We start from the raw sequence: 24,631 nt of genomic DNA, 5'->3' as shown, positions 1-24,631 counted from the left end.
TGAACTGTGAATGCAGTCAAGTGTGGGAGGGGGCTTGCCCCCGATGGCGATCTAACAAACAACCAAAAAATTAAGCTGGAATCGCCTTGGCCTTAGGCTCCCGATCCCAAACCCGATGCTGGGCAATCGCCGCAAAGAACGCCTTGAACGCCTTGGCATCCGCGCCCACGATCAACCCCGCATCCGCCTCCAGCTTCAGCAAATCCAACAAAGGCTTCACGTCACTGGCAACCGCAATCGCCTTCAGGTGCTTGTACGCTTCCAGCACGTAATGCAACGCCACGCCGTCGCCGCTCAGCGCCTTCACCGAGTCCTTGCCGCCCGGGATAAACACCGCGTCAAACGCAATGGACGGCATGCCTTCCATCGACGCATCCACCGGCAGGGTCTTGCCATCGGCAGTAGTCACAGGCGCCGAAGTCGGCCCCAGCAACTTGGCATGCGCGCCTTCCACCTCAAGCGCGGCCTTGAGTGCATCAATCGCCGCGCCGTCCACGCCGTTAGCGGCCAGAATCGCGACTTTGCGGGTCTTGATATCGCCGGACAGCAAATTCACCTGGCTCAGTGCTGGCGACGCCTTCAGCGACGTTTCTCGCGCAGGCACGGTGCCTTTGGTCGGCGCCGGCAAGCCCAGGTTCTGCGCCACGCGCTTGGCCAGTTCAAGATCGATGTTAGCCAGGATCTCGTTAACCTGGCGCGCGCGGATAAACTCCCGCTCCACCTTGCCCAATTCAAAGCTGTAGGCCGCGATGATGTGCTCTTTCTCATGGTGGCTCATGCTGTTGAAAAACAGCGTGGCCTGGGAGAAGTGGTCGCCGAACGATTCACTGCGCTCACGCACTTTGTTGGCATCGACGCGCTCGTAGTACGTCTCGAAGCCACCATCGGTCGGGCCAGCAGGGGTTTCCTTCGGCCAGCCGCCATCAATGGAGTTGGGCTCGTAGGCCGCACGCCCCTTGTCGATAACGGTACGGTGTTGAGCGTCGCGCTGGCCGTTGTGGAACGGTACCACTGGACGGTTGATCGGGATCTCGTGAAAGTTCGGCCCGCCCAGTCGGCTGATCTGGGTATCCGTGTAGGAAAACAGACGGCCCTGCAGCAGCGGGTCATTGGTGAAGTCGATACCCGGCACAATGTGGCCTGGGCAGAACGCGACCTGCTCGACTTCAGCGAAGAAGTTGTCCGGGTTGCGGTTGAGTACCATCTTGCCCAGTGGGGTGATCGGCACCAGCTCTTCGGGAATGATTTTGGTCGGGTCGAGCAGGTCGAAGTCAAACTTGTGTTCGTCCTCTTCGGCGACGATCTGAACGCCCAATTCCCACTCGGGATAGTCGCCGCTTTCGATCGATTCCCACAGGTCGCGACGGTGGTAATCGGTATCTTTACCGGCAAGCTTTTGCGCTTCGTCCCACACCAGGGAGCAGGTGCCGACCTTCGGCCGCCAGTGGAACTTGACGAAGCTCGACTTACCCTCGGTATTGATCAGGCGGAAGGTGTGCACGCCAAAACCCTGCATTGCGCGCAGGCTTTTCGGAATCGCTCGGTCAGACATGGCCCAGATCACCATGTGCGCCGACTCCGGCTGCAACGAAACAAAGTCCCAGAACGTATCGTGTGCAGAGCCGCCGGTAGGAATCTCGTTATGCGGTTCAGGTTTTACCGCGTGTACAAAGTCAGGAAACTTGATCGCGTCCTGAATGAAAAACACCGGCATGTTGTTGCCCACCAGGTCGAAGTTGCCTTCGTCGGTGAAAAACTTCACGGCAAAACCGCGCACATCACGCACGGTGTCACCGGAACCACGCGGGCCCTGCACCGTGGAAAAACGCGCGAACACCGGCGTTTTATGTTCTGAAGTGCGTAGGAAACCAGCCTTGGTCAGCGCCGAATGGTCGCCGTAGCTCTGGAAATAGCCATGAGCGCCAGTACCGCGGGCATGCACGATGCGCTCTGGGATGCGCTCATGGTCAAAGTGCGTGATCTTTTCACGCATGATGAAGTCTTCCAGCAGCGAAGGGCCACGGGCGCCGACCTTCAAGGTGTTCTGGTTGTCGGAGATCTTCACGCCCTGGTTGGTGCGCAGGGCCTGGCCGGTCGCATCGGAACGGAATTCTTCCAACGCCTGCAATTTGACGTTGGTGTTGCCTCGGTCCAGGGTATCGGTGCCCGCGAGTTCACTCTTCGGCGGGGTGCCTGGCTTCTTGGTACTCATCAGTCAAAACTCCTAAATCAAAGTGGCCAGGCGGTCCCCAGCTCGTTTGAATGAAGCCCCGGGCACGGCACCCGGGACATCGAATTGCTTAAGTAGTGACTGACAGCGTTATGAGCCGTTCCTTTTTTATGACCTTCGGTCTCGTTATTGCCAAATCGCTGGACCGATACGAAATAAATGCTAAGAAACGTTGGTTGGACAGGCTAAAATGCGCGCCCGGCTAACCGCTGATCCCTTTTCCATGCGCCCCACAAGGTTCGCTACGTGATTGAGTTTCAAAACGTCCATAAAACCTACCGCGTCGCCGGTAAGGATATTCCCGCCCTGCACCCCACCAACCTGCGCGTCGAGAACGGCCAGGTGTTTGGCCTGATTGGCCACTCGGGTGCGGGAAAAAGTACCCTGCTGCGCCTGATCAATCGCCTTGAAGAGCCGAGCGGCGGGCAGATCAGCGTCGACGGTGAAGAAGTCACCGCGCTGAATGCCCACGGCCTGCGCCGTTTCCGTCAGCAGGTCGGCATGATTTTCCAGCACTTCAACCTGCTGGCGTCCAAGACCGTTGCAGACAACGTGGCGCTGCCGCTGACATTGGCCGGCGAATTGTCACGTAAGGAAATCGACCTGCGCGTGGCCGAGCTGCTCGCCCGCGTCGGCCTGTCGGACCACGCCAGGAAGTACCCGGCGCAATTGTCCGGCGGCCAGAAGCAGCGCGTCGGCATCGCCCGCGCCCTGGCAACCAAACCCAAGATTCTGCTGTGCGACGAAGCCACCAGCGCCCTCGACCCGCAAACCACCGCCTCGGTGCTGCAACTGCTGGCCGAAATCAACCGCGAGCTGAAGCTGACCATCGTATTGATCACCCACGAGATGGATGTGATTCGCCGGGTATGCGACCAGGTCGCCGTGATGGACGCCGGCGTGATCGTCGAGCAAGGCTCGGTGGCCGACGTGTTCCTGCACCCCAAGCATCCAACCACCAAGCGCTTCGTCCAGGAAGCCGAACAGGTCGATGAAGGCGAACAGCGCGATGACTTCGCCCACGTACCGGGCCGTATCGTGCGCCTGACCTTCCAGGGTGAAGCGACCTACGCGCCACTGCTGGGTACCGTCGCTCGTGAAACGGGGGTGGACTACAGCATCCTGGCCGGTCGTATCGACCGCATCAAAGACATCCCCTACGGGCAATTGACCCTCGCCGTCACCGGCGGTGACATGGACGCCGCCTTTGCGCGCTTCACCGCCGCAGACGTTCATATGGAGGTGCTGCGCTGATGGACCTGTTCCTGAGTTTTTTCGCCAACATCGACTGGTCCGAAATCTGGCTCGCCACTGGCGATACCATGATTATGCTGTTCGGTTCGCTGTTCTTCACGGTCGTGCTGGGCCTGCCCCTGGGCGTGCTGCTGTTCTTGACCAGCCCACGTCAGTTGTTCGAGCAAAAAGGCTTGTACGCCTTGCTGTCGCTGATCGTGAACATCCTGCGTTCGCTGCCGTTCATCATCCTGCTGATCGTGATGATTCCGTTCACCGTGCTGATCACTGGCACCTCGCTGGGTGTAGCCGGTGCGATTCCGCCGCTGGTCGTCGGCGCCACGCCATTCTTTGCGCGCCTGGTGGAAACCGCCCTGCGTGAAGTGGACCGCGGCATCATCGAGGCCACTCAGTCGATGGGCGCCACGACGCGCCAGATCATCACCAACGCCCTGCTGCCGGAAGCACGCCCCGGCATCTTCGCGGCAATTACCGTGACGGCGATTACACTGGTGTCCTACACGGCGATGGCCGGCGTGGTCGGTGCCGGTGGCCTGGGCGACCTGGCGATCCGTTTCGGTTACCAGCGCTTCCAGACCGATGTGATGGTGGTCACCGTGGTGATGCTGTTGATCCTGGTGCAAATTCTGCAAACCGTCGGCGACAGGCTGGTGGTGCATTTTTCTCGAAAATAACGGCCATGGCCGGCCTGGTGCCGGCAGATGTCCGAACAAGGAGCTTGCTGGATGAAAAAACTACTGGTTGCTTTCGCCGCCGTTGCTGCGTTTTCCGCCCACGCCGAGACCATCACGGTCGCTGCTTCGCCAGTGCCGCATGCGCAGATTCTGGAATTCGTGAAACCTGCGCTGGCCAAGGAAGGCGTGGACCTGCAGGTCAAAGTCTTCACCGACTATGTGCAGCCCAACGTCCAAGTGGCTGAAAAGCGCCTGGACGCCAACTTCTTCCAGCACCAACCGTACCTGGATGAATTCAACAAGGCCAAGGGCACCCACCTGGTGAGCGTCGGCGCCGTGCACCTGGAGCCCCTGGGCGCGTATTCGAGCAAATACAAGAAGCTGGACGAGCTGCCAGACGGCGCCAACGTAGTGATCCCGAACGACGCCACCAACGGCGGCCGCGCCCTGCTGCTGCTGGCCAAGAACGGTCTGATTACCCTGAAGGACCCGACCAACATCCTGTCGACCATCAAGGACATCACCGGTAACACCAAGCACCTGAAGTTCCGTGAGCTGGAAGCTGCCACCCTGCCGCGCGTGCTGACCCAGGTCGACCTGGCGCTGATCAACACCAACTACGCGCTGGAAGCCAAGCTGGACCCGTCCAAGGACGCCCTGGTGATCGAAGGCAGCGACTCGCCTTACGTGAACATCCTGGTGACCCGTGAAGACAACAAGGATTCGGACGCGGTGAAGAAGCTGGTAGCAGCCCTGCACACACCTGAAGTGAAGCAATTTATCGAAGAGAAGTACAAAGGCGCGATCAAGCCGGCGTTCTGATCCAACCCGGTCTCCAAAACGCTGGAGATCAAAAAAATGTGGGAGGGGGCTTGCCCCCGATAGCGCCAGGTCAGTCAACCTCTTCATCGACTGACACTCAGCTATCGGGAGCAAACCCCCTCCCACATTTTGTTTCATGGTGACCGCTATTTGCGCTGCAACAACCCTGGCAACTGCGCCACCAGCTTCTGATTGTTCAACGGCGCGCGGATGAAACCGCGCTGCGTACCGTCCGGCCCGATCAGCGCCAGGTTGCCGCTGTGATCGACGGTGTAGTTGGGCTTGCTGGTATCGGCCGGAATGAACGGGATGCTCACGGCATTCGAGACCTTCTGCACGTCCTGCACGTTGGCGCCGGTCAAACCCTGGAACTGCGGATCGAAATAGCCCAGGTACTGCTTGAGCTGGGTCGGGGTGTCGCGGTTCGGGTCGACGCTGACCAGGATCACTTGCAGCTTGTCCACCGCGTCCTTGGGCAGTTCGCTCTTGATCTGGCGCAGTTGGGCGAGGGTGGTCGGGCAGATATCCGGGCAGAAGGTGTAGCCGAAGAACAGCAGGCTCCACTTGCCCTTCAGCTCATTGACCAACACTGGCTGGCCGTCCTGGTTGGTCATGCTCACCGCCGGCAACTGGCGGCTTTGCGGCAACAGGATAATGCCGGCGTCGATCAGCGCGGTCGGGTCGCCCTGGCCTTTGCCTGAAAGCACCTTGTTGACGGTCAGGCCCATGATCAATGCCACCAGGGCCACGAGGATGAAGACAGTTTTTTGAGTTCGAGTCATAGGTTCAACAGTAGGTAGTGGTCTACGAGCAGGGCGACAAACAGCAACAGCAGGTACCAGATAGAGTACTTGAAGGTGTTGATCGCCGCGTGCGGCTTGCTGCCACGGTACAGCACCCAGGCCCATTGCAGAAAGCGCCCGCCCAATAGCAGCGCACAGCCCAGGTACAGCAGCCCGCTCATGTGGATGACATAGGGCATCAGGCTCACCGCCAGCAGGGCGAAGGTGTAGAGCAGAATATGTACCTTGGTGTAGTGCTCGCCGTGGGTGACCGGCAGCATCGGGATATCGGCCTTGGCGTACTCCTCCTTGCGATGGATGGCCAGCGCCCAGAAGTGCGGCGGCGTCCAGGCAAAGATGATCAGCACCAGCAGCAGCGGCTCGGCGCTTACATGCCCGGTTACGGCCACCCAACCCAACAGCGGCGGTGCGGCCCCGGCCAGGCCGCCGATGACGATGTTCTGCGGCGTCGCGCGCTTAAGGAAACCGGTGTAGATCACCGCATAGCCAAGCAACGAAGCGAGCGTCAGCCATGCCGCCAGCGGGTTGGTGAAGGCCAGCAACAGCGCCAGGCCCGCCACCGCCAGGACCAACGCAAACGCCAATGCCGCAGCCGGCGAAACACGCCCCTCGGCCAACGGCCGTTTGTGCGTGCGCGCCATCACCGCGTCGATGCGCCGATCCACCACATGGTTGACTGCCGCCGCCGCGCCCGCACACAAGGCGATGCCCAGGTTGCCGAACACCAGCACCACCCACGGCACGCCGGCGCGAGTGGCGAGAAACATGCCCACCAGCGAGGTGATCAGCATCAGCACCACCACTTTCGGCTTGGTCAGTTCCAGATAGTCACGCCAGATCGCCTGGCCGTGGCGTGCGCCGATCAAGGACGCCATGGCATCTCTCCTTTAAGGGTGATCAGGCCAGCTGCCGGCTTGCGCGGAATAAAACGCCAGGCGATTGGCCGCAGGTAGCGCACCCGAACCAGGCTGGTGCGCGCGTGGTAGTTGACCAGCACCAGGGTTAACAATAACGCTGCGCCCCCAGCGTTGTGAGCCACCGCCACCGGCAACGGCAAACCGAAAGCCACATTGCTCAGGCCCAGGCTGATTTGCGCCGCCAGGGCGATCAGCAGCAAGCCCGCCAGGCGCGTCATGCCCACGGCGCGCAATTGCCAGGCCAGGCCCAGCAGCACAAGCGTGACCAGCACCGCGCCCACCCGATGGGTGAGGTGAATGGCCGTGCGCGCATCGCTGTCCAACTGGCCGCCCAGGTAATTAGGTCCGATATGCTGGGTCAGGTGGAAGCCATTGGCAAAGTCCGCTGCCGGCCACCATTGGCCGTGACACGTCGGCAGATCGACACAGGCCACCGCCGCATAGTTTGAGCTGACCCAACCGCCCAGCGCAATCTGCCCGATCACCAGCACCAACCCCGCCGTTGCCCAGTACTGCAGGCGCTTGGGCACCACCAGGGCGGGCAGCACGCCGGACAGGCGCAGCGTCAACAGAAACAGCAGGCTCAAGGTGGCAAAGCCGCCCAACAGGTGCCCCGTCACGACTTGCGGCCAAAGCTTGAGCGTCACCGTCCACATGCCAAACGCGGCCTGAGCGCACACCACCGCCAGCACAAACAGCGGCAATTTCACCGGCTGGCCGGGGTCACGCCGGTGGCGCCACGCACGCGCCGCCAACAGCGCGATCAGCAGGGCGAGGGTGCCGGCAAAATAGCGGTGAGTCATCTCGGCCCAGCCCTTGTCGGCTTCCACCGGGGTATCCGGAAAATGCAGCTCGGCATGGGCCAGCTGGGCAGCGCTTTGCGGCACGCTGATAAAGCCGTAGCAACCCGGCCAGTCCGGGCACCCCAGGCCAGCATGGGTCAGGCGGGTGTAGGCGCCGAGCAACACGACGATCAGCGCCAGCAAGGTGGCAAACAACGCGAGGCGAAATCCAGGCTTGGCCATGACGATGCCCTTATCCGATGTTCGACAGTTTCAGCAGCAAACGCAGGTCGTTGAGCAAATCCTTGCCGTTGGTCTTGGCGTCGTAACGCAGCACCAGGTTGCCGTGGGGGTCGACGATCCACAGGTGCGCATCGCCAGGCGCGCCGGCATTGCGGTTGAAGGTCGACAGGTCCAGTGAGTAGCGCTGCAATTGCGGGTACTCGGCCTTGAGCTTCGCGTCGTAGTCGGCGCCGACCGGCTGCGCACTGGCCAGCGCGTGGCTGGCACGGGAGGCATCGCGGCCCAGGCCGATCTGCAGCTGGCGCGCCAGGTACACCAGTTGCTGGCATTCGGCGGCGCAGGCGCCGGGCGCAGTGACCAGCAATTGCCAACGGTCCTCATCGGCCTGCACGCCGATATCGGCGCGGGTCTGGCCGTTACCGATCATTTCACCGTGATAACTGCGGCTGTCTGGCACCCAGAACTGCAGCTTGTACATAAAGGTCGCCAGCACCATCGGGCCGACCACCATCAGCAGGATCAGGATCAACTGCCAGCGGCCTTTACGCCGGTCTGGCGCCTCAGACATGTTGAGTGGATTCATGGCGGCTCCCATGCGGCTTCTCCTTTGCGTTGTGCCATCCGAGGTAGAGGTAAAGCGCCAGCAGCGCCAATGACATGGCAAACCACTGCACCGCATACCCCAGGTGTTTTTCCGGCCCCATGGCGACCACAGGCCAGGTGGTGTCGTACGTGCCGGGGCCCGCTTCGGCGCGCAGCTCGTAGGCGAACCCGTTGCGGCCCAATTCCGCCCACAGGGCGGCGGGATGCAACGCGGTCAACAGACGTGGCCACTGGGCGGTGGCCGGGTCGACATGCAACTGGAAGGTTTCGCCGGGGGCGACGTACACCCAGGCAACCAGATTCACCGGCTGATCCGGGGTGGTGAACGCCGGCGGCGTGCGGCGGTCCGGCCAGGGCAGCCAACCGCGATTGAGCAACAACCACAGGCCGCTGGCCTGGTCGTGGAAGGGTTGCAGCAACTCGACACCGGCCCTGCCGTCGCGCATGCGGTTGTCGAGCCACACGCTGTGTTCGGCATCGAAGCTGCCGCGCAGGTGCACCCGGCGAAAGGTGGGATCGGCACTCGCCTCAAGCTGCTCGCTGCCCATGGGCTCGGCGGCGCGCCGCTCTGCGTAGGTGTCGACCAAGTGCTGCTTTTCCTGGCCGCGCGACAGTTGCCAGAACCCCAGGCCGATCATCAACGGCAGCAGCATCATCACCACCAACGTGGGCGCGATGCCGGGCCGGAAGCGCTGCCAGGCAGTGGCTATACTGGATTTCATTGCCCCCTCCCCCAAAAGCCCGGAGCCTGACCATGCTCAAAGCCGCCATTGCCCTGATGCTGATCGCGTCCGTCGCGAGCCTGTTCAGTGGCTTATTCTTTTTGGTCAGGGACGAGGGCCACTCCAACCGCCTCGTCACCGCCCTGACCGTGCGTGTCGTACTGGCCGCCATCACCGTGGGGCTGATCGCCTGGGGCTTTTTCAGTGGCCAGTTGGTCTCGCATGTGCCGTGGTAGAACGGCTCACAGCACATACACGAAGAAAAACAGCCCGATCCACACCACATCCACGAAGTGCCAATACCAACTGGCCGCCTCGAAACCGAACTGGTGCTCGGCATTGAAATGCCCCTTCACGATGCGCATCAGCATCACAAACAGAATGATTGTGCCGATGGTCACGTGGGCGCCGTGAAACCCCGTGAGCATGAAGAACGTCGCCCCGTACACACCCGAGCCCAGCGTCAAGCCCAATTCTTTATAAGCGTGGATGTACTCCTCGGCCTGGAAGCCGAGAAAACGCCAGGCCCAGCAGCACGGTGATCGCCAGCCAGATCTTCAGCGCGCCGCGATGGCCTTTGCGCAGAGCATGGTGAGCAATGGTGATGGTCACGCTGGAGCTCACCAACAAGATGGTGTTCACCAATGGCAGGCCCCACGGGCTGATGGTGCCTTTGGGCGCCGGGTACAGCTTGGGGTCCGGATTGTTCAGCAAGGGCCAGGCGAACTCGAAATTGGGCCACAGCATGTGCGCGACGCCCTTGGGGCCCTCACCCGCCAGCCATGGCCCCGCCCAGGTGCGCACATAAAACAGCGCGCCGAAGAACGCGATGAAGAACATCACTTCAGAAAAGATGAACCAGGTCATGCCCCAGCGGAACGAGCGGTCCATTTGCGCACTGTACAAACCGGCGCGACTTTCCTTGATCACCGCACCGAACCAGCCGAACAGCATGTAGGCCAGCAACAGGCCGCCGACGAAAAAGATCCAAGGGCCGTGGGATTCCGGGCGCAAGGCCTTAAGGTCGTTGAACCAGACGGCCAGTCCATACACGGTGACCAACAGACCAATCGTGGCAATTATCGGCCATTTGCTTTGCGCTGGTACGTAATACGTATCATGAGTCGACATGTATTCGCTCTCCTGATTGAGCGGGCAAACAGTAGCTAGCCGCCGCTGCGGGCCGCCCCTGGCGGCTGGCGCGCGGTGATATCAAACAGCGTGTACGCCAGGGTCAAATGCTTCACGTCCTTGGGCATCGCGCGATCGACGATGAAGCGCACCGGCATTTCGATACGTTCGCCTGGCTGCAGCACTTGCTGGGTGAAGCAAAAGCACTCGGTCTTGTGGAAATACATCGCCGCTTCAGCTGGAGAAATGCTCGGCACCGCCTGAGCAGTCATCGGTTTGTCGGTCGGGTTGTAAGCGACGAAGAGCATCTCGGTCACCGCACCCGGATTGACCACCACTTCGTCAGCCTTGGCATAGAAATCCCAGACCATATCGATGGCATTGGTGGACAGAAACTGCACCCTTACCTGGCGCGACGGGTCGACAACTTGCTCGCCCTCATACTGCCCGCCCGTCTTGCCGTTGATGCCGAAGGCCTTGCACATCACGTCGTAGATCGGCACCAGGGCAAAGCCGAAGGCGAACATTGCCAGCACCAGGATCAGCAGGCGGGTGACCAGGCGCTTGAGGGGCACGGAGTCAGCCATGACGCCCACCCGATGTGAATGAGGGCCATGTGGGAGGGGGCTTGCTCCCGATAGCGGTCTCCCTGCCGTTAACGATGTCGACTGACACACCGCTATCGGGGGCAAGCCCCCTCCCACAGGGGATCGCGGATAACTTATTCATTTCACCTCCGGCGGCGTGGTGAAGGTGTGGTAAGGCGCGGGCGAGGGCACGCTCCACTCCAGGCCTTCGGCGCCATCCCACGGCTTGGCCGGTGCGGGCGGGCCGCCGCGGATGCACTTGATCACGATAAACAGGAAGAAGATCTGGGTGGCGCCGAACATGAACGCACCAATGGACGAGACCATGTTGAAGTCGGCGAACTGCAGGTTGTAGTCCGGCACCCGACGCGGCATGCCGGCCAGGCCCACGAAGTGCATCGGGAAGAACGCCATGTTCATGCCCACGAAGGACAGCCAAAAGTGCAGCTTGCCCAGGGTTTCGTCATACATGTGACCGGTCCATTTCGGCAGCCAATAGTAGGCGGAGGCGAAGATGCCGAAGATCGCGCCGGGCACCAGTACGTAATGGAAATGCGCCACCACGAAATAGGTGTCGTGGTACTGAAAGTCCGCCGGCGCGATGGCCAGCATCAGCCCCGAGAAACCGCCGATGGTGAACAGAATCACGAAGGCCACCGCAAACAACATCGGCGTCTCAAAGGTCAGCGAGCCTTGCCACATGGTACTGACCCAGTTGAACACCTTGACCCCGGTAGGCACCGCAATCAGCAGGGTGGCGTACATGAAGAACAGTTCGCCCACCAGCGGAATGCCGACCACGAACATATGGTGCGCCCACACGATGAACGACAGGAACGCGATGCTGGCCGTGGCGTAGACCATCGAGGTGTAGCCGAACAACGGTTTGCGCGAAAAGGTCGGGATGATCGAGCTGACGGCGCCGAATGCCGGCAGGATCATGATGTACACCTCAGGGTGGCCAAAGAACCAGAACACGTGCTGGAACAGCACCGGATCACCACCGCCCGACGCGCTGAAAAAGCTGGTGCCGAAGTGGATATCCATCAGCATCATGGTCACGCAACCGGCCAGCACCGGCATCACCGCAATCAGCAGGAACGCGGTGATCAGCCAGGTCCACACGAACAGCGGCATCTTCATCAGGGTCATGCCCGGTGCGCGCAAGTTGAGGATGGTCGCGACCACGTTGATCGCGCCCATGATCGAGCTGATGCCCATCAGGTGGATGGCAAAGATGAAGAAGGTCACGCTTTCCGGCGCATAGGTGGTGGAGAGAGGGGCATAGAACGTCCAGCCGAAATTCGGCCCGCCACCCGGCGTGAACAGGGTCGAGACCAGCAGCAGGAACGCCGCCGGCAGCAGCCAGAAGCTGAAGTTGTTCATGCGCGGCAGGGCCATGTCCGGCGCGCCGATCATCAGCGGGATCATCCAGTTGGCCAGGCCGACAAAGGCCGGCATCACCGCACCGAACACCATGATCAGGCCATGCATGGTGGTCATCTGGTTGAAGAACGCCGGCTGCACAATCTGCAGGCCGGGCTGGAACAGTTCGGCGCGAATCACCATGGCGAACGAACCGCCCAGCAAAAACATGGTGAAGGCAAACCACAGGTACATCGTGCCGATGTCTTTATGGTTGGTGGTCAGCACCCAGCGCATCAACCCTTTGGCGGGGCCGTGGGCGTGGTCGGCGTGGCCATGGTCATCGATCACAGTGCTCATGACCGTTCTCCTGCAAACGAGTGGGCGGGGCGGGTCTGGACGCAGGCAAGGGTGGCTATCATTTGCTTTCTGCCTGTTTGATGGCCAGCACGTCTTTTGGCGTGACCATGTCGCCTTTGTTGTTTCCCCAGGCATTGCGTTCGTAGGTCACGACAGCGGCAATATCGACTTCCGAGAGTTGTTTGCCGAACGCGGCCATCGCGGTACCTGGCTTGCCGTGATACACCAGGTTCAGGTGATCAGCGGCAGGCCCGGTGGCGATCTTCGAGCCCTTGAGCGCCGGGAACATCGGCGGCAGGCCCTGGCCTTCAGCCTGGTGACAGGCCACGCAGGTGGTGTGGTAGACCTTATCGCCGCGGGCCACCAGCTCGTCCAGCGTCCACTCCTTGGAGGTCAGCTCCTTGAGCTTGGCCGCCTCTTGCTTGCGCTCGCCGAGCCAGGTGTCGTAGTCGGCCTTGGACTTGACCTCGACCACAATGGGCATGAACCCGTGGTCCTTGCCGCACAGCTCAGCGCACTGTCCGCGATAGATGCCGGGCTTCTCGATACGGGTCCAGGCCTCGTTGACGAACCCGGGAATGGCGTCGCGCTTGACCGCAAAGGCCGGCACCCACCAGGAGTGGATCACGTCAGCGGCGGTCACCAAAAAGCGCACCTTTGCGCCCACCGGCAGCACCAGCGGCTGGTCGACCTCCAGCAGATAGTGCTCGCCCTTGGTGGCCTGGTTATGGATTTGCTCGGCGGGTGTGGCCAGGTTGCTGAAGAACTCGACGTCCTGACCCAGGTATTTGTAGTGCCATTTCCACTGATAGCCGGTGACCTGGATATCGATATCCGACTCACTGCTGTCGTAGATGTTGATCAGCGTCTTGGTGGCTGGAATGGCCATGGCCACCAGGATCAGCAGCGGCACGACGGTCCAGAGAATTTCCACCGTGGTGCTTTCATGGAACTTGGCCGCCACCTGGCCGGTGGATCGGCGGTGCAGGATCATCGACCAGAACATCGCGCCAAACACGACGATGCCGATCACCACACAGATCCAGAAAATGGTCATGTGCAGGTCAAACACGGCGTGGCTGACTTCAGTGGCCCCTGGCGCCATATTCGTTGTCCAGGCGGCGTGGGCCTGGCCGAATACTGACCACAACAGTAAGCCCATCCAAACGTGTGGATGTCGCGTCATTGCGGGTTCCCCTTTATGTTTCTTGTTATCCCGCCGGTTTGCACCTGCGGCGAAGGGAGCGGCTTCCATACTGCTTACAACCGCCAAGCCTTGCCTGCTTCATGCAGTTGGGCGTCATCAGCTAATTGCGTACAAATCCGAGTATAGACAGCCGTAGCGACCCCGCAATGTGTAGGGGCAAATGAGTGAAAACAGACGGATGGGCCCAATAAAATCGGTTGCGGAATCGTTTATCCGACGAACGATGGCAATCCGATATAACGTCTCCGTATAACCATGAAATAATTATGACAAATGCGTCTTAGGCGCTCGTATAAACGAGCTACCTTATCGTCTCCCTTTTCCTACGCCTGCATGACTGGAGCCTTCATGAACACCGCCGCATTGCGCGAGCAGATTTCCCGTGCCCATCAACACGAAGCCACGACGGGCCAACTGGCCCAGCAACTGGAAAAACAATTGCCGCACCTGCATTCGGCCATTTCCCTGGCCGAGGGTGATCGCAACATTGTCATGACCCGCTTTGTCACCGCGTACATCGACCTCGTCCCCGATTTGCTCGAAGCCGCTAACGACGTAGCTCGCGAAGCCGGGATCGAAAGCCAGATCAAGCCTGTGCTGAAGATTGCCGAACATTTCTTCCTGCAGCCGCCGGCGATTCTGGCGGGCCATGAAGGCCTGGATGGCCTGCTGGACGAGGCCTACCTGGCCCATCGTTTGGTGGAGGAAGTCAACGACCTGTACATCAAGCATTTCGGCCAGCCGCTGATTCCGGCGGATACCACCGTTGCCAACCTGATTGCCCACCAATTGATCGGCGAGAACTTTGCCAATCAACTGGATGAAGCGGTGCACCTGGCGGTGGATGAGATGCTTAACGAAGAGAGCTTTTGCGCTGGAGTCGGTCGAAACCTACCGCGAACAGTTGAAGAGCCCGCACACGGAAGCCGCGTGGAAGCGCTGGCCGTGCCTGTCGCGCCAGCTTGGCGTTGAGCTGGCACTGGATCAGCCGACGTAAATCCTAAATCAGACACAAAACAAATGTGGGAGGGGGCTTGCTCCCGATTACGGTGTATCAGCCAAAGAGATTTCGACTGATCCACCGCTATCGAGGTGTAGAACCGTAGACATCGTTTACATCTGAAACCGGGGACATCGTTTACACTTTTGAGGCCTGGACACGGGTCATACCTCGTCCAAGCCTCCCCAAGGGATAATCACACAAGTACAAATCCCAAACATCCTCGTCAGCTTCTTTGAGCCCTATCCGTTCCCCAGATAGCGCCTCGCTAATAAATACCAACTTGCCGTTCCATTTGATCGATCCGTCCTGTCTGACGCTGCGAACCTTCATTTCCGCGGGATACTCCACATCGGGCAAGCATCCTGGGTAAGGTCGGGTAGACGGTACATACAAATCTCCCGGACGTTTCATACCGAGTGCTTCATGAGGGCGTACGTAATTGAACTCATGCCTGAAGTGCTCCAGCAAAAGCTGCTGCTCGACCAAGTTTTTCCCTAAGGGCAGCTCAAGCTTCAAGCTGCGGTGCATTCGCTCATGGCGACCATTCTGCGCGGGTCTTCCGGGCATGGTGCGCTCCGGATAGATGCCGAGGCGAATCCACCAAACTGCCAGTGTGGACATCCGTGCCAGTCCAGGAGAGGCGAACGGAACCCCGTTGTCCGAACGGATAACTTCTGGCATGCCGTACTCCAGAAAAAGCCTCTCAAATGCTTGTTTTACCGGCTGGGTCTTGATCTTGGGGTGGGCCCTGCATGCCAGAATCAGCCGGGACGCGTGGTCTGTGACGGTCAAGGGGAAGCACATCTGCGCGTTAAGCATCTTGAATTGCCCTTTGTAGTCGGCGCACCACGTCTTGTTAGGTTCGTTGGCCTCTCGCATTTCTGCGTGGGAAATAGTGTGCCGACGCTTGAAGCGTCGCTTGTTGACGAGCCCGAGCCGATCAAGCCATTGGCCTGCTGTACTCGGAGAGGGCCAGGCGACTGAGGGATCTTCAAGCCGTAATAGCTCGAGAAGCTTTTTCGGCCCCCATTTATCGTGAGCCTGCTTCATCGCCATGACGCGGGCCAAGATCTCGTCGTCGGTTTTATTGGGGCTGTTGTGAGGTCGCCGGGACAGTTCGGATAAGGATTTTAAATCACCGTTGTGCCGGGAAATCCATTTGTCGACGGTAGGCCGACTAACGTCAAAGCGACGCGCCAACTGGCTTTTGGTGTAGTTGCCAGAAAGCCAATCGGCGACCAGTCTGATTCGTTGATTCATCGGAGACTCTTGGTTCCAGGGCATGATCAGTTATCTCCTGATCATGCGTATTAACCTGTAAACCATGTCCCCGGTTAGAAATGTAAACGATGTCCCCGGTTTGTACCAGGGCAAGCCCCCTCCCACATTTTGATCCGGTTTGGTCAGGTGGAGGGTGCGGAGCCTATCCCCGTGGTGGTCCTTATCCGACCTTCCAACCGGCGCTTCAACCCACGCGCCTCGATCACCAGTTTCGAGCCCTTGGCCGCATTGGCCCTTCCCCATTCCTCCAGCAGTTCCAGGCAGGAGTGGTCGATATAACTCAGGTTATTGAGCGGCACATGCACGGTGGTTCCCATCGGCACCGTCGACAGCACCTGGGTCAACGCCGGCACTTTCAGGAATGTCGCCGCACCGATCAGTCGCAACTCCATCTCACCGTCCTGAGGCAGATCGATCAGGCTGACTTTCAGCCGCGATGCCTTGAACGCCAGCTTCACCAATGTCAGCCCGAAGCCCACCAGCACACCGGTCAGCAGGTCGGTGAAGATGATCGCCAACGCGGTGGCTGCGTAAGTGAACATCGGCATCCGGCCATAACGCCCCAGTGCCTTGAACGCCTTCACGTCCACCAGCTTGATCCCGGTATACACCAGCACACCCGCCAGGCTCGCCACCGGAATGCTCTGCAGCACGCTCGACAGCAGCAGCACGAAGCCCAGCAGCCACACGCCATGGAACATCGCTGACAAGCGCGTGGTGGCGCCTGCCTGGACGTTGGCCGAGCTGCGCACAATCACGCCGGTCATCGGCAACGCACCCACCAACCCGCAGAGCATGTTGCCCACGCCTTGAGCGGACAGTTCCTTATCGAAATCCGAACGCTGCCCGCTGTGCATGCGGTCAACCGCTGCAGCGGAAAGCAGCGTTTCAGCGCTGGCGATGAACGCGACGGCGAATGCGGCGATCAGCAGCTGCGGGTCAGCCAGGTTGAGCAGGTCGCTGGGGCGCAGCCAATCGATGGCATCGGACAGGTTTTCCGGCACTTCCACACGTTTGACCTGCAACGCCAGCACCAGGCTGGTCACTGTCGCCAGGCCTACGCCCAGCAGAGCCCCTGGCACGAAGCGCAATTTTTGCGGGCGCAATTTATCCCACAGGTACATCACCAGCATCGTCGATAAACCGAGCAATCCCGCCTGCCAGCCAAGCCCGCCGCCAAGGGTGGGAATCGCTTCGATCAATGCCGCCGGGAAGCCCGCCAGGTTGTCCAGCCCCGAAGGTTTGGGCACACCGTCGAGCATCACATGGATCTGCGACAGCACAATCAATACGCCGATACCCGCCAGCATGCCGTACACCACCGCTGGCGCCGTCACTCGGAACCAGCAGCCCAGGCGCAGGCGCCCGGCCGCCAATTGCAGGAACCCCGCCAGCAGCAGGATAGGCCCCAGCATCAGCATGCCGTGCTGGCGCACCAGCTCGAACACCAACACCGCCAACCCCGCGGCAGGGCCACTGACTTGCAGCGGAGAACCCGCCAGCCAGCCCACCACCAGCCCCCCGATGATCCCGGTGATCAAGCCCTTGGCCGGCGGCATGCCGGACGCAATCGCGATGCCCATGCACAAGGGCAGGGCGACCAGAAACACCACCACGGAGGCGAGCAGCTCCCGAGGTAAAACAGCTTTCAATTGAGCAGCACGCATGATGACTCTCCCGAGGCATTCGCCGGGCGCGGTAAAGCCTGGCTGCGTCCATGGCAGCCACCGCTTTACCCGGCAGGGAAGTGTGTTTAGAAGCGCGCTTTAGGCGTCGCGGATGGAATCGGACCTTCGCCGCCCAACGGTCGGAACGCCGACTGGTCTGCGTCGTAGGCTCGGATCTCGCTGGTTTCGATGTTGTAGATCCAACCGTGGATAAACAATTGGCCGTTGGCCATGCGCGATGCCACGGAAGGGTGGGTGCGCAAGTGCTGCAACTGGGCGATGACGTTTTCTTCGGTCAACACCTTCATGCTCTCGCCTTCACTGGCGCAGTCGCAGTTGTCGTGGACCATGGTCTTGGCCACCTCGGCATGCCGCAACCAGGCCTTGACCGTCGGCATCTTCTCGAGGCTGTCGGGATTGAGGACCGCACGCATGGCGCCGCAGTCGGAATGCCCGCACACGATGATGTGCTGCACGCCCAGCGCCAGGACCGCGTACTCGATGGCCGTGGACACACCGCCGTTCATCTGGCCATAGGGCGGCACCACGTTACCCACGTTACGAGTCACGAACAGATCCCCAGGCGAGCTTTGGGTGATCAGTTCAGGCACGATGCGCGAGTCGGCGCAGGTGATGAACATCGCGCGCGGACTCTGAGCCGTGGCCAGTCGCTTGAAAAGCTCTTCCTGCTGGGGGAAGACGTCGTGATGGAAATGCAAAAAGCCGTCTACGATGTGCTGCAGCGCTGCATCGGCGGTTTCCGCCACCTGAGGGGCTGAAGCCGACGCAGCCAACGGCTGTTTATCCTTGTCACTCATGATTCATCCTCTTGATCAATGCAGGGGAAGTGTTCAGGTCAGTTCGACGCCTGGGTAGTGGAATAGTTGGAAAAGCTCCACCGGCCAGGGCGCCGACTCATCAGTCACTCGTTGAACAAGGTACCCACCGAAACTTAACTCAAACTGAATCAACCGCTCTAGATCGCGGGTTTCAGTAATATCAAAACGCGACTATTCCTACAGGGATCTCCCATTTAACCTCTGTAGTCTACAACAATGCCATTTGCCTGCCCGGTGGGCAAAAAGCCGTGCAATCCAGATCGAAGCCTTCACGGCGATTGAGCCCCAGACGTTTGATCGCCTTGCTGAACCGTTGCGCCAGCAAATCGGCAAAAGGCCCTTCGCCGCGCATGCGTACGCCGAAACGGCTGTCGTACACCGCGCCACCGCGCACCTGACGCACCAGGCTCATCACATGCGCCGCGCGTTGCGGGTAATGCGCCGCCAGCCACTCTTCGAACAGCGGCGCCACCTCGAGCGGCAGGCGCAGCATCATGTACGCGGCACTCCGCGCACCTGCGGCATGAGCCTCGGTGAGCAGGCTTTCCAACTCGCTGTCGTTGATCATCGGAATCATCGGAGAGCACAGCACACCCACTGGGATCCCCGCTTCGCGCATCACCCGTATCGCCCGCAACCGCGCCTTGGGCGCCGCCGTGCGCGGCTCCAGGATGCGCTTGAGTTCATCGTCCAGGCTGGTGAGGCTGATCATCACTGCCACGAGGCGTTGCCTGGCCAGCTCGGCGAGCAGGTCCAGGTCGCGCAGAATCAGGGAGCCCTTGGTAATGATGGTCACCGGGTGCCGATAGCGCAGCAGCACTTCCAGGGTTTGCCGGGTGATCCGGTATTCGCGCTCGATGGGCTGGTATGGGTCGGTGTTGGAGCCCAGGTTGATCGGCGCGCACACGTACCCCGGCTTGGACAGCTGCTGCTCCAGCACGTCGGCGGCGTTGCTCTTGGCGATCAGCCTGGTTTCGAAATCCAGCCCCGGCGACATGTCCCAATAAGCGTGGCTGGGCCGCGCATAGCAGTAGATGCAGCCATGCTCGCAGCCACGATACGGGTTGATGGAACGATCGAAGGGCAAGTCCGGCGAGTTATTGCGGGTGATGATGGTCTTGGCCGTTTCGATACGCACTTCGGTGCCCTGGGTAGGCGGCACTTCCTGAAACCAGCCGTCGTCCTCGACCACGCTGACAGTGGGTGCGAAACGGTTATGCAGGTTGGTGGCCGTGCCCCGGCCACGGGGTGGCAGTGCAGTGGTCATGAAAACGCCTCGATACTGTTTTTATATACAGTATCGAGGCGCGAGGTTTATGACCAGTGCCGTTTGGCGGTCAGTGCTTTTGCGTGACCTGCCCCAGATCGTCACCCGAGGTGGTGCGCATGTCGCTCTTGCGCAGGTCGGCCACATCACTGGCACTCACCGGCGCGCCCTGGTTGCCCCAGCTGCTGCGGATGAAACTGACCACGTCCGCCACTTCCTGGTCCGACAAGCGCCAGGCAAATGCCGGCATGGTGAAGGTCGAAGGCGCGGCGTGGGTTGCCGGTAAGGTGCCGCCGTTCAACACGATGTTGATCATCGACGTGGCATCCGCCGTCTGCAGCACCGGGTTGCCCGCCAGTGCCGGGAACACCCGCGTGTAACCGTGCCCATCGGTACGGTGGCAAGCCGCGCAGTTGTCGATATACACCGAGGCGCCCGGCTGGCTGTCATCACCCTTCCACAGCGCCTGGGCCACTTGCTTGTCGTACTGGTGCGGCTGATCCTTGGGGTCCACCGCCGGCAGGCTTTTGAGGTAGCGGGCGATAGCGGTCAGGTCGTCTTGCGACATGTACTGCATGCTATGCACCACCACATCACTCATGCCGCCAAACACAGCACTGCGATCACTGCGCCCGGTCTTGAGGAATTGCACCAACTGCTCCTCGCTCCAACTGCCGAGGCCGTCCTTGTGGTCGCCGCGCAGGCTTTTCGCAATCCAGCCTTCCAACGGCGCGCTGCCGGACAGGAACGCATCACCGTCGGTGGCACTCAGGGCCTTTTCCTGCATGGTCAGGGCACGCGGTGTGTGACACGCACCGCAGTGGCCGAGGCCTTCCACCAGGTAAGCGCCACGGCTGACCACCGGGTCGGCGGCCGCTTGTGCCTGATGCTCTTCAACAGACGGCGCAAACATCCAGCGCCACGCCGCCAGGGGCCAGCGCATGCTTAACGGCCAGGGAATATCGCTGTCCTTGTTCTCCTGGGCCACCGGCTCGACGCCTTTCATGAAATAGGCATACAACGCCTGCATATCGCTGTCGCTGACACGCGCGTAAGACGGGTAGGGCATCGCCGGGTAAAGCGTACTGCCGTTCTTGGCGACACCATGGCGCACGGCCTTGTCGAAGTCTTCGAAGCTGTAGTCGCCAAGGCCGGTCTTGTCCGGCGTGATGTTGGTGGAATAAATCACGCCGATGGGGGTTTCCATCGGCAGGCCGCCGGCGAATGGCTTGCCGCCCTTGGCGGTGTGGCAGGCCACACAGTCACCGGCGCGGGCCAGGTATTCACCTTGCTTGATTAGCTCGGCTTCAGCGCGCGCTCACCGAGCAACTGCTCAACAGCGCCAGAGAGGCGATAACGAGTGCTTTCATGGTCATCGCTCCTTATGCCTGAACCAGCGGGCCGGGGTTTTTCAGGTACTGCTCGCGGATCGCACGGGCCGACCAATAGGTCAGCGCCGCCACCAGCCCGGTAGGGTTGTAGCCCAGTCCTTGTGGGAAAGCGGACGCCCCGGGGACAAACACGTTGTGCACATCCCAGCTCTGCAGGTAGCGGTTCAGCGCGCTGGTTTTCGGGTCGGTGCCCATGATCGCGCCCCCGTTGAGGTGGGTGGTCTGGTACGCCGCGGTATTGAAATGCTCACCGACTTTTTTGCCCAGCACCGCAATGGCCTTGGGGTTCATGGCCTGGGCGACCTTGCCCATTTTCTCCATCATGAAGCGGTTCATCTTGATGTCGTTTTCCTGCCAGTCGAAGGTCATTCGCAATAGCGGCAGGCCGTAGGCATCGCGGTAAACCGGGTCCAGATCCAGGTAATTGCTCCGGTAGGACTGATGGGCACCGTGGGCGTCCATCGACACCTGGTGGGTGTAGTAATCGGCAGTGGCGCGCTTCCACGCGCTGCCCCAGGCCGGCGTGCCCGGCGGGTTGGAAGTGCCGGCAATCGGCCGGCTGCCCGCCTGGTTGACCCACATCGGCGAGCCCCCGACGAAGCCGTGAGGCCCGTGGTCGAAGTTGTCGGCATTGAAATCATCGATGGCCACGCCGTTGCCGCCAGCGCCGATGAAGTTGTTGGTGTGGGTGTCCTTGTCGAAAAACACCTTGATGGTGCCCATGTTCTGGTAGGCAAAGTTGCGCCCCACCACGCCTTCATTCGTAACCGGGTCGTAAGGCTTGCCGATGCCCGACAGCAGCATCAGGCGCACGTTGTGGAACTGGAACGCACCGAGGATCACCAGGTCCGCCGGCTGCTCGCACTCGCGGCCCTGGCCGTCGACATAGGTCACACCGGTGGCTTTCTTCTGAGTGCTGTCGAGATTGACCTTGAGCACATGGGAATTGGGCCGCAGCTCGAAATTCGGCACTTGGCGCAGCGCCGGCAGGATGTTCACGTTCGGCGACGCCTTGGAGTACATGTAGCACACGTAGCCACTGCAAAAACCGCAGAAGTTGCACGGGCCCATCTGCGCGCCATAAGGGTTGGTGTAAGGCCCGGAAGTGTTGGCTGACGGCAGGTTGTAAGGTTTGTAACCCACATCAGCCGCCGCTTTCTGAAACAGCTGCGCGGAGACGGTGTTCTTTTGCGACTCCAGTGGGAACGGGTTCGAGCGATCCGGTGCATACGGGTTACCGCCGCGACCTTCACCCACCAACTGGCCTTTGACGGTCCAGGCCTCGCCGGAGGTGCCGAAGACTTTTTCCGCGTAATCGAAAAACGGCTCCAGCTCTTCGTAGCTGACCCCGAAGTCCTGGATGGTCATGTCCTTGGGGATGAAGTTCTTCCCGTAGCGTTCTTCGTAGTGGCTGCGCATGCGCAGCTCGATGGGATCGACACGAAAATGCACGCCCGACCAGTGCAGACCGGCCCCGCCAACACCATTGCCCGGCAAGAAGGCGCCAAGCTGACGGTTGGGCAGGGCGACGTCATTCACGCTGTGGCGAATGGTCACCGTCTCCTTGGAGATGTCCTGGAAGAGTTTTTTACGCACGCTGTAGGTCAATTCGTCGATGACCTGGGGATAGTTGCCGTCCGGGTAAGTGTCCTGCATCGGGCCGCGCTCAAGCGCGACCACGTTGAGGCCGGCTTCGGTCAGCTCCTTGGCCATGATCGCGCCGGTCCAGCCGAAGCCCACGATCACCGCGTCCACTTTCTTCATGATGGTCGCCACGGTTATGCCCTCTCGCCGCGAATGGAAACTGCCGGGAAGGGGTATTGCTCGTTGCGCTCCACCCAGTCCATGAAATCGGCGCGGGCGCCGGGAAAACCGATCATGGTCCAGCCGACCATGCCTTTATTGCCGCCGTGGATGGGGTCGCAGAAGAAGCCTTCCTTGGTGTTCTGCAGCAACAGGTTGAAGAACATCTTGGCCGGCACCGCCTCGAAATGCGCGCTCACTTCACTGCCACCCGCCTCCAGACGGTGCAACATATCGTCTCGGGTAGCGCTGTCTTGTGCAGCAAAAGCCTTACCGTTGAACGCCTTCGACCATGCATCCGTCGCGGCGATACCGAGGCGATAGATTTCTTTGGGTACCAATTTGCTCTGCCAGCCCATTTCCGGCGCGGCATCGGTGTTGAAGGGGCCTTGCATGAACCACAGCGCGCCACTGGCGTACGGCGTGTTCATTTGACGATCGATGTACTCCGCAGCACCGGCTTCCAGGGCACCTGGGCCCTGGGCATCAGCAGGGATCAAACGCTCGACGGCGGCGTTGATGAACGCCCATTCCTCGGCGGTGAAGTAGGTCGGTTCATACGCCTTGTCGCTGACCGCGGGCTTGGCGGGCGCCGCCTGGGCGGGCTCGGGTGTCGCCATCAGCATCGAACCGCCAAGGCCGGTGCTGGCAACCGTGACCACCGGGATCAAGGTCAAGGATTTGCGCAGAAAGTCACGCCGGGGGTTGTCTTGATCTTGATCAGACATGGGTGCACCTCATCATGTGGTCACGGATTGATCAGCCGCTTCTGGGAGCAGCGTGATGATTTGCCAAGGAATGGATCCAAAAGATAGAACACTCTGGCAAACAATAGTTACAAATGATAGCAGGCTAAGCATTGAGAGGCTGGCCTCGGTGACAAAAACACCGGATCAGAGCCCAAGATTCACGATTCTTTGACGAGCACCTCACGCCTCATTCACCCCCTGGGGACGACTCTGTGCACCATCAACACTGCCCTGGTCGGTCACCTCCTCCATGTTCAAGATTCGATTGCTGCCAGCCCTAGGCTTGGCATTGATGACCCTGTTCGCCAGCGTCGATGCCTACGCGCAGAGCGCCTCCTCGATTCGCTCGCCTGAGTGGGCGCAGCCGGTGAGCGATCAATACAACCTGCACCAGATTACGCCCACGCTCTATCGCAGCGCTTTGCTCGACGGTGACGCCGTGCCGGTGCTGGAAAAATTGAAGATTGGTACGGTGATCAACTTTCTGCCGGAGCCTGATTCGCCCTGGCTGAAGTCATCGGGTATCAAAGAAGTGCAGATCACTTATCACACCAACCATGTCGAAGACTCCGACGTGCTGGCGGCACTGCGGGCCATTCAACAGGCTCAAGCCAACGGCCCGGTGTTGATGCATTGCAAGCACGGCTCTGACCGCACGGGGCTGATGGCCGCGATGTATCGCGTGGTGATCCAAGGATGGAGCAAGGAAGAGGCGCTGAACGAAATGACCCTGGGCGGCTTTGGCAGCAGCAATGGTTTCAAGGACGGCGTTCGCTACATGATGCGGGCCGATGTCGACAAGTTACGCGCAGCCTTGGCGAATGGCGACTGCAGCACCAGCGCGTTTGCGCTGTGCTCGATGAAGAGCTGGATCAGTACAACGGTCAAGGACAGCAAGTGAACGCAACGGCGGGAGCGAGCGTACTCGCTC

20 protein-coding genes and 3 pseudogenes are annotated in these 24,631 nt (G+C 60.5%); 6 read left to right on the top strand and 17 right to left on the bottom strand.

All coding sequences use genetic code 11. From position 1 onward, the window contains the following. Nucleotides 1–70: 70 nt before the first annotated feature. Complete coding sequence (katE, locus tag QF045_RS03310; protein WP_306491043.1) at nt 71–2,212, bottom strand: catalase HPII; 2,142 nt, start codon at nt 2,210–2,212, stop codon at nt 71–73. Between the two features lie 264 nt (nt 2,213–2,476). Between katE and QF045_RS03305 the strand changes: the two genes are divergently transcribed. From QF045_RS03305 to QF045_RS03295, 3 genes are read left to right on the top strand one after another with little or no spacing between them, the layout of a single operon-like run. Beyond that, nucleotides 2,477–3,484 (top strand): methionine ABC transporter ATP-binding protein, encoded by a 1,008-nt coding sequence (locus tag QF045_RS03305; RefSeq protein WP_306491042.1) that lies wholly within the window; start codon nt 2,477–2,479, stop codon nt 3,482–3,484. After that, complete coding sequence (locus QF045_RS03300) at nt 3,484–4,158, top strand: methionine ABC transporter permease (protein ID WP_306491041.1); 675 nt, start codon at nt 3,484–3,486, stop codon at nt 4,156–4,158. The genes QF045_RS03305 and QF045_RS03300 overlap by 1 nt, the downstream gene beginning before the upstream one ends. Nucleotides 4,159–4,209: 51 nt before the next feature. Next, nucleotides 4,210–4,980: a MetQ/NlpA family ABC transporter substrate-binding protein gene (locus QF045_RS03295; protein WP_306491040.1), complete on the top strand. Its 771-nt coding sequence runs from the start codon at nt 4,210–4,212 to the stop codon at nt 4,978–4,980. A gap of 146 nt (nt 4,981–5,126) precedes the next feature. On the opposite strand, the gene QF045_RS03290 is transcribed toward QF045_RS03295, so the two are convergent. Genes QF045_RS03290 through QF045_RS03270 form a run of 5 tightly spaced genes read right to left on the bottom strand, consistent with a single transcriptional unit; the run spans nt 5,127 to nt 9,050 of the window. Continuing rightward, a complete protein-coding gene (locus QF045_RS03290; protein WP_306491039.1) occupies nt 5,127–5,762 on the bottom strand; it encodes an SCO family protein in 636 nt (211 codons plus the stop codon). Continuing rightward, nucleotides 5,759–6,658 (bottom strand): heme o synthase, encoded by a 900-nt coding sequence (gene cyoE / locus QF045_RS03285; RefSeq protein ID WP_306491038.1) that lies wholly within the window; start codon nt 6,656–6,658, stop codon nt 5,759–5,761. The genes QF045_RS03290 and cyoE overlap by 4 nt, the downstream gene beginning before the upstream one ends. Beyond that, nucleotides 6,646–7,725 (bottom strand): heme A synthase, encoded by a 1,080-nt coding sequence (locus tag QF045_RS03280; protein WP_306491037.1) that lies wholly within the window; start codon nt 7,723–7,725, stop codon nt 6,646–6,648. Before QF045_RS03280 ends, cyoE begins: the two co-directional genes overlap by 13 nt. A gap of 10 nt (nt 7,726–7,735) precedes the next feature. Then, nucleotides 7,736–8,320, bottom strand: coding sequence for a hypothetical protein (locus QF045_RS03275; protein ID WP_306491036.1), 585 nt, complete (start codon nt 8,318–8,320; stop codon nt 7,736–7,738). Beyond that, nucleotides 8,286–9,050 (bottom strand): SURF1 family protein, encoded by a 765-nt coding sequence (locus QF045_RS03270; protein ID WP_306491035.1) that lies wholly within the window; start codon nt 9,048–9,050, stop codon nt 8,286–8,288. The genes QF045_RS03275 and QF045_RS03270 overlap by 35 nt, the downstream gene beginning before the upstream one ends. Before the next feature lie 32 nt (nt 9,051–9,082). Here QF045_RS03270 and QF045_RS03265 point away from each other — a divergent pair, with 32 nt between their 5' ends. Further along, nucleotides 9,083–9,286 carry a twin transmembrane helix small protein gene (locus QF045_RS03265; protein WP_306491034.1) on the top strand — a complete coding sequence of 68 codons (204 nt, stop codon included), beginning with the start codon at nt 9,083–9,085 and terminating at the stop codon, nt 9,284–9,286. Between the two features lie 6 nt (nt 9,287–9,292). On the opposite strand, the pseudogene QF045_RS03260 reads toward QF045_RS03265, so the two are convergent. The 4 genes and pseudogenes from QF045_RS03260 to coxB form a co-directional block, all read right to left on the bottom strand. Next, nucleotides 9,293–10,181: pseudogene (locus tag QF045_RS03260) on the bottom strand (cytochrome c oxidase subunit 3). A gap of 35 nt (nt 10,182–10,216) precedes the next feature. Beyond that, complete coding sequence (locus QF045_RS03255; protein WP_306491033.1) at nt 10,217–10,768, bottom strand: cytochrome c oxidase assembly protein; 552 nt, start codon at nt 10,766–10,768, stop codon at nt 10,217–10,219. Between the two features lie 138 nt (nt 10,769–10,906). Then, nucleotides 10,907–12,493: a cytochrome c oxidase subunit I gene (gene ctaD / locus QF045_RS03250; RefSeq protein ID WP_124384481.1), complete on the bottom strand. Its 1,587-nt coding sequence runs from the start codon at nt 12,491–12,493 to the stop codon at nt 10,907–10,909. 58 nt (nt 12,494–12,551) lie between these two features. Beyond that, entirely contained in the window at nt 12,552–13,679 is a 1,128-nt protein-coding gene (gene coxB, locus QF045_RS03245; RefSeq protein WP_306491032.1) for a cytochrome c oxidase subunit II, read from the bottom strand. 369 nt (nt 13,680–14,048) lie between these two features. Between coxB and QF045_RS03240 the strand changes: the two are divergent. Beyond that, nucleotides 14,049–14,697 (top strand): annotated as a pseudogene (locus tag QF045_RS03240) (hypothetical protein). Between the two features lie 141 nt (nt 14,698–14,838). On the opposite strand, the gene QF045_RS03235 reads toward QF045_RS03240, so the two are convergent. The 7 genes and pseudogenes from QF045_RS03235 to QF045_RS03205 form a co-directional block, all read right to left on the bottom strand. Next, nucleotides 14,839–15,987 (bottom strand): integrase core domain-containing protein, encoded by a 1,149-nt coding sequence (locus tag QF045_RS03235; protein ID WP_373424389.1) that lies wholly within the window; start codon nt 15,985–15,987, stop codon nt 14,839–14,841. 119 nt (nt 15,988–16,106) lie between these two features. Beyond that, nucleotides 16,107–17,651 (bottom strand): SulP family inorganic anion transporter, encoded by a 1,545-nt coding sequence (locus QF045_RS03230; RefSeq protein ID WP_306491030.1) that lies wholly within the window; start codon nt 17,649–17,651, stop codon nt 16,107–16,109. Nucleotides 17,652–17,737: 86 nt separating this feature from the next. After that, entirely contained in the window at nt 17,738–18,469 is a 732-nt protein-coding gene (locus QF045_RS03225) for a carbonic anhydrase (protein WP_306491029.1), read from the bottom strand. A 229-nt stretch (nt 18,470–18,698) separates the two neighbouring features. Further along, nucleotides 18,699–19,757 carry a PA0069 family radical SAM protein gene (locus tag QF045_RS03220; RefSeq protein WP_306491028.1) on the bottom strand — a complete coding sequence of 353 codons (1,059 nt, stop codon included), beginning with the start codon at nt 19,755–19,757 and terminating at the stop codon, nt 18,699–18,701. 70 nt (nt 19,758–19,827) lie between these two features. Further along, nucleotides 19,828–21,075 (bottom strand): annotated as a pseudogene (locus QF045_RS03215) (c-type cytochrome); the annotation flags it as partial. Nucleotides 21,076–21,139: 64 nt separating this feature from the next. Continuing rightward, complete coding sequence (locus tag QF045_RS03210; RefSeq protein ID WP_306491027.1) at nt 21,140–22,924, bottom strand: GMC family oxidoreductase; 1,785 nt, start codon at nt 22,922–22,924, stop codon at nt 21,140–21,142. 2 nt (nt 22,925–22,926) lie between these two features. Further along, on the bottom strand, nt 22,927–23,679 hold the full coding sequence (locus QF045_RS03205) for a gluconate 2-dehydrogenase subunit 3 family protein (RefSeq protein WP_306491026.1): 753 nt from the start codon (nt 23,677–23,679) through the stop codon (nt 22,927–22,929). Between the two features lie 271 nt (nt 23,680–23,950). Here QF045_RS03205 and QF045_RS03200 point away from each other — a divergent pair, with 271 nt between their 5' ends. After that, nucleotides 23,951–24,601 carry a dual specificity protein phosphatase family protein gene (locus QF045_RS03200; RefSeq protein ID WP_306491025.1) on the top strand — a complete coding sequence of 217 codons (651 nt, stop codon included), beginning with the start codon at nt 23,951–23,953 and terminating at the stop codon, nt 24,599–24,601. Nucleotides 24,602–24,631: the final 30 nt, after the last annotated feature.

Source organism: Pseudomonas sp. W4I3 (assembly GCF_030816195.1).
Lineage (GTDB): Bacteria > Pseudomonadota > Gammaproteobacteria > Pseudomonadales > Pseudomonadaceae > Aquipseudomonas.
This window is presented reverse-complemented; position numbering and strand designations above follow the sequence as displayed.